Source organism: Rhodothermales bacterium (assembly GCA_034439735.1).
Classification (GTDB): Bacteria; Bacteroidota; Rhodothermia; order Rhodothermales; family JAHQVL01; genus JAWKNW01.
The window spans coordinates 1-5,839 of record JAWXAX010000207.1; the positions used below are offsets into that span (position 1 = coordinate 1).

A 5,839-nucleotide genomic window follows, 5' to 3' on the forward strand; every position below is an offset into this window, starting at 1 on the left:
GGTGGATCCACCTGGGGGATGGGATGGATGTCGAGGGCCGGCCCAACGTAGGGCTCAATAGCACCGGCTACATCTACAAGGATATGTTCATCGTCGGCGCCAATGTGGGCGAAGACGTGCCCGGGGCCGTCCGCGCGTTCGATGTGCGGACGGGGGCGCGCCGGTGGATCTTCCACACCCTGCCCCGCCCCGGCGAATACGGCTCAGACACCTGGCCCGAGGGGTACCTCGATAAAACGGGCGGGGCGTCCGCCTGGACGGGCATCGCGTTGGATGCCAAACGCGGCATCGTATACGCCGCCACGGAGACGGCCGGCCCCGACTTCTACGGCGGCGACCGGCACGGGCAGAACCTGTTCGCCAATTCCATCATCGCCCTCAACGCCGACACCGGCGAGCGGCTGTGGCACCACCAGCTGGTCCACCACGACCTCTGGGACATGGACAACCCGACGCCGCCGACGCTCCTGACCGTGCAACACGACGGCAAGCCGCTCGACATCGTGGCACAGGGTACCAAAATGGGCTTGTTGTTCGTGTTCGACCGCGTCACAGGCGAGCCCCTCTGGCCGATCGAGGAGCGGCCGGCGCCCGCGACGCTTCTGCCCGAGATCCAAACCTGGCCCACGCAGCCTGTTCCGACGAAGCCGCCGCCCCTCATGCGCCAGATGTACACGGCCAACGATTATTCCACCATCTCTCCTCGCGCCCGGCAGCTGACCGAAGAGGTGATCCGGCAGTCCGGCTCGTACGGGGCGTTCCCACCGCCGAGCCTCGAACAAAGCATCATCTTCCCGGGGTACGATGGCGGGATGGAATGGGGCGGCTCGGCCGCCGATCCAGACGGCATCCTGTACGTGAATATCAACGAAATCCCCTGGTTCTACCAGCTGGTGCCCACGCGTCAGCCGGATGGGACGCCGCTCCCCGCCGGCGAGCGCCACTACCGGATCCGGTGCGCCTCGTGCCACGGAATCGATCGGGCCGGCAACCCCGGCGGCGGCTTCCCCTCACTCGTCGATGTGCCTCGTCGGTTCACGAAGGAGCAGGTGATGCAACTGCTCGTCCAGCCCGGCGCTCGGATGCCGTCGTTCGACCGGCTGCCCGAGGCCAACCGCGAGGCCATCGTGAACTTCCTGTTTGGCGATCCGGGCCCCGTCACCGAAGGCGCGGAGTCCGACCCGCCCTATGTCTTCCGCGGCTTCGAACGCTGGTTCGACGAAGAAGGGTACCCGGCGATCAAACCGCCCTGGGGGACGCTTAACGCCGTCGACCTCAACACGGGCGAAATCAAGTGGAAGGTGCCGCTTGGCGAATACAAGGAGCTGACGGCCCGTGGCATCCCGATCACCGGCACCGAGAACTACGGCGGCCCGGTGGTCACCGCCGGCGGCCTCGTGTTTATCGGCGCAACGGCCGATGCCATGTTCAGGGCGTTTGACAAAGAAACCGGCGCCGTGTTGTGGGAGCACGACCTCCCGCTCGACGGCAACGCCACACCCAGCACGTACCTCGCCGGCGGCAAGCAGTATGTGGTCGTCTCAGCGGGAGGGGCCAAGACGAACCGGCCGAAAGGGGGGACGATCGTCGCGTTTGCCCTCCCAAACCCATAATCCGAGGTCCATCCTCTCCCCCCTACCGGTTCACCGACTCCTTGAGTCCATCCCGCAGCGCGCGCCATAAAAAACGAAAAAACGGATCCTCGTCCCGCACATAGGCGGTCGTCCCCACGCGCAGCGAATCATTGGGGCCGGCGGGGTTGCTGTCATGGATGAGAAGGCCGTTTACGAAGAAGGTCTTCAGCCGGTCCTGGAATCGCTTCGAACGATCCGTCTTATCGACAAAATCCATCTTCAGGTCGTGATACCCCACACGGACCTCGCCATCCGCCTGCGCGTCGGTCACGCGGATGTCGAACGCGAGGCTGTCTACTTGCCCGCTTTGGATGCGGATGCCCTTCAGATTGGTGAGCAGCGGCGAGACGGGGTCGGCCGGCATCGCGCTCAGCGTGCCGTGATACCGCATCGCAAAAGTCGACCCGTGCAGCGGCAACTCGAAGGCGACCAGCAGCTGGCCGGCGCCCTGAAATATCGCGCGCGCATACAGCAGCGCCGCGCCGCCGCCGGCGAGGCTGGTGTCGGGTTCGGAATTGATCCTGTAACCAATCAGGTTGACGCGCTCGAAGCGCACCACCCCCTCCAGCGCTCCATCCTCTTCCAGTTCGCGGTACACGATATCCGCCGTGCGGATTGCGACCGAATCGAGAAACACAGGGATCCCGATCGCCTGCAACGCTTCGTGCGGCAGGAGGGGCGTCGTCTTGTTTGGATCCTCCGCGACCTGCTTGTTCTTGTACACATCGAGGAAGGCGGAGTCGATGGCGAGTCCCCCGGCCCGGAAGGCTCGCCCCTCGAGAAAGGTCTTTACGTCCAGCCCCTCCAGGCGGATGCCGGCGATGCCGGACCCCATTCGGTCGCGACGAAACGCGATCCGACGCGAAAACTCCTCCTCGGACACCGTGGGTGTGACCACGAACGAGTCGATCCGCACGAACGAATCGCGGGTGGAGGCTTCAATCGCCCCGACGGAGAACAGGTGTAGACTATCCGGCGCCGCGAAAGCCTGCGGCGCCAGCAGGAGGCGGATGTCGCGGCTGAAGAGGACGCGGGTCGTGTCGAGGGCCGAGGTCGAGTCGACGGCGATGTCGTCCATGGCGATGTCGATCCCGGCCACCCGTTGCCGGCGTCCATCGCCGGCCGGCTGATAGACCACCGTCAGGTCCCGCAGTGCGATCTGCCCGATGGCGATCTCGGGCAGCTGCCGCGCGAGGCGTTGCGTGAGGGTGCCTGTTTCCGCCAGACTATCCGGCGGAGCGCCTTCTCCCCCGGTGCTGTCCGGCAAGGATTCGCCGGCCTCGTACAACAGCTCGGCGCCTTCGAGTTCAATGTTATGGAGGTCGATACGCCGGTTAAAAACATACGGCGTTATGCGAATGCCGGATATCGCCAGACGGGGCGCCACCACCGTCAGCCGCGGTTCACCCGCCGACGAGTCGGCGATCAACGCCAGGTCCTCCACCGCCACAGACCGCTGAAAAAGCGAGAGCGTCACCTCGCCAACGCTAGCGCGGTAGTTGCTGCCGGCTTCGGCGAGGGCCTCGTTGATGCGACGCTCGACAAACGGGGCGTCGACCGTCTGCTTCACCCACCACCACCCGCCGACGAGCGCTCCGCCGAGCACCACAACGAACACCGTCAAGAAAAGCCAGATCGTGGTATGCTTCATGGCGAGAATGGCGGACGGCGACGGGTGGATAGGTAACAGGTTGAAGGCCACCGCCGGCGTGTTGTTTCCGGCTCCGCACAGATCGCACCGGCGGAGCGCCCACTCGGGGCGGCTTAGGTTCGGCATCGGAAGCCGTAGCATCGCCTGTCAAACCCGGGAATGAGGCTCCTCATGCGCGGAAGCATTTTCCCTGCATGTACTCCCCCAGAGCCCCCTGCCTGGCGTCGGCGCACGCTTCCCGGCTTCGGCACGGTGCTCGCCTTTCGCGCGAGCGCCCCCGAATCACCTTACGTTCGCCGAACCGATGAACCGCTCCATCCGCCGCTTTTTCTCCTATCCCGCCAACCTGTTTTATCTGGTCTGCCTGGTCGCGCTCGCGGCTTCGTGTGATAGCATCCGGGCGGATACTGATCCGGATGTCGATCTGACGGACGCATCCTATGTCGCCGCCTTCGAGGAAGGCGCGGCGATACTCACCAGCGAGCCCGTCACCGTCTACCGCGACCCCCAGACCCCGATCGGCACAGCGCCGGCCGGAGCCGCGGGCATGGTCATCCGCATCAAACCCAAAAACGGGGTGGAGTGGACCGAAATCGACTTCAGCACCGAGGGCCAGATCGATGGGTTCGTGGACGCCGGCCTTCTGGTGCCGATCGGTATCGGGCTGCCACCCGTCGACAGCACCATCGGCTTCCTGGGCTGCAGCATGACGCGGGACAAAGGGGCCGGACTCAACCTCTACACGAATATCTCGAGTTGGAACAAGTTCGCGGACGACGGCACCAAGGTCATGACCCAGTACAGCGGGGGGACGATCGACCGGTGGAGCCTGCCGGGCGACAACGGCTACAACAACAAGTGGGGCGCCTTTCAGGATGGGATGCTGAAGTGGCCGGCGACGGACCTCCTCCTCTGGGAGATCTGCATCCGCGCCGAGGAAGTCACCGACGACCCGGCCGGCTACCTGGAACGCCTCCAGCATGTAAGCCTCCGCCTCGCCGAAGAGGCCCCCGGCATCCCCGTCTTCGTGACCGGGATGGTGCCGTATGAACCCGGCATGAACTGCTCGATCACCGGCCCTGATGGCGTGGCCTTCGCCGCCGAACTGGCCTCGCTCGCCGTGGCCGAGGGCCTCGCCCTGCCAACAACCGGCCTGACGCTGGGTCCGCTAGGGCCCGATCAGGTCATCCAGGACGGGTGCCACGCGAACGCCTCGGGCATGGAGGAGCAGGCGCTCCAGCTCGACACCTGGTTGAAGACGCTACCGTAAGCGCGTAGGGGCCTTTTTAGACGGGGCCGTGCACACCTTGCGGGCGGTGCGTTATCTTCCAGCATCCTCGCCACGCAACCGCCCGCATCCATGACCCGTCGCCGCTTTATCGCCGCCTCCTCGGCGCTTGCCGCCCTGCCGCTCGCCGGCTCCGCCTTCGCCTGGCCCAATGCCCGCCCGGCGCCCTTCCGCATCAGCCTCAACCCCGGCAACATCGGCGTGGCGGCGGACCAGAAGTCGGTGCTCCAGATGGCCATCGACCACGGCTACCAGGCCATCGTCTCCATGCCCGATCAGCTCGCGGCGTTTTCGGAGGTGGAAATGGCCGACCACCTGTCGAAGATGAAGGCGCATGATATCACCTGGGAATCGGGCAACCTGCCGGTCGATTTTCGGACGACGGAGGCCGCGTTCAGCGACGGATTAAAAGCCCTGCCCCGGCTGGCCGCCGCGCTCGAACGCGCCGGCGCGACGCGGATGAACACCTGGATCATGCCGTTCCACAACGAGCTGACGTACACACAAAACTGGAAGCAGCACGCCGCCCGGCTTCGCGCCTGCGCCGAGATCCTCGACGATCACGACGCCCGCCTCGGCCTCGAATACGTGGGGCCGAAAACCCTCCTCACCCGCGGCCGCTACCCGTTCCTCCGCACCATGGCCGAAGCCCGCGAACTCATCGCTGATATCGGAGGGACCAACGTGGGGCTTGTACTGGACAGCTTCCACTGGTACTGCGCCGAGGACACCGAGGCCGACATTCGCGCCCTCACGCCGGCCGATGTTGTCGTGGTCGACCTCAACGACGCGCGGGTCGATCTCTCCCGCGACGAGCAGATCGACGGCACCCGCGAGCTGCCCGGCGCCACCGGCAAGATCAACCTCAAAGCCTTTCTCATCGCCCTCGCCGCCATCGGCTACGACGGCCCCATCCGCGCCGAACCCTTCAACCAGCCCCTCCGCGACATGGACGACCAGGAGGCGCTCCGCGTGACCTACGAGGCGATGGCGAGGAGCTTTAAGCTGGTGGGAGAAGAGTGAAGAAAGTGAAAAGTGAAAAGTGAAAAATGGACTTAGGGGGTGACGTTACGCGCAACGAGTCAACGTCCGTACGCACTACACTTTTCATTTTGCACGTTTAATACTTCGGACACTTTTTGTAGCTGGACCGTTCCTGACGATCAGGCCCCTCCTCGAATCGAGAGCCTGCCCCGTACTTGATACGGGGAGGGGCCTGATTTTTCAAGCGGCAGTGCCCTGATTTGTAAACTGTCCGAAGTATTA

General features: G+C 64.8%; 4 protein-coding genes. 3 read left to right on the forward strand and 1 reads right to left on the reverse strand.

The window, feature by feature from the left end; genetic code table 11:
- A partial coding sequence (locus SH809_15320) for a PQQ-binding-like beta-propeller repeat protein (protein MDZ4701078.1) occupies nucleotides 1-1,613 on the forward strand: 1,613 nt, incomplete at its 5' end.
- 22 nt (nucleotides 1,614-1,635) lie between these two features.
- On the opposite strand, the gene SH809_15325 is transcribed toward SH809_15320, so the two are convergent.
- The gene (locus tag SH809_15325; GenBank protein MDZ4701079.1) at nucleotides 1,636-3,411 is read right to left on the reverse strand and encodes a hypothetical protein; all 1,776 of its coding nucleotides are present in this window, start codon (nucleotides 3,409-3,411) and stop codon (nucleotides 1,636-1,638) included.
- 178 nt (nucleotides 3,412-3,589) lie between these two features.
- Here SH809_15325 and SH809_15330 point away from each other — a divergent pair, with 178 nt between their 5' ends.
- Complete coding sequence (locus tag SH809_15330; GenBank protein ID MDZ4701080.1) at nucleotides 3,590-4,555, forward strand: hypothetical protein; 966 nt, start codon at nucleotides 3,590-3,592, stop codon at nucleotides 4,553-4,555.
- A 90-nt stretch (nucleotides 4,556-4,645) separates the two neighbouring features.
- Nucleotides 4,646-5,596, forward strand: coding sequence for a sugar phosphate isomerase/epimerase family protein (locus SH809_15335; GenBank protein ID MDZ4701081.1), 951 nt, complete (start codon nucleotides 4,646-4,648; stop codon nucleotides 5,594-5,596).
- Nucleotides 5,597-5,839: the final 243 nt, after the last annotated feature.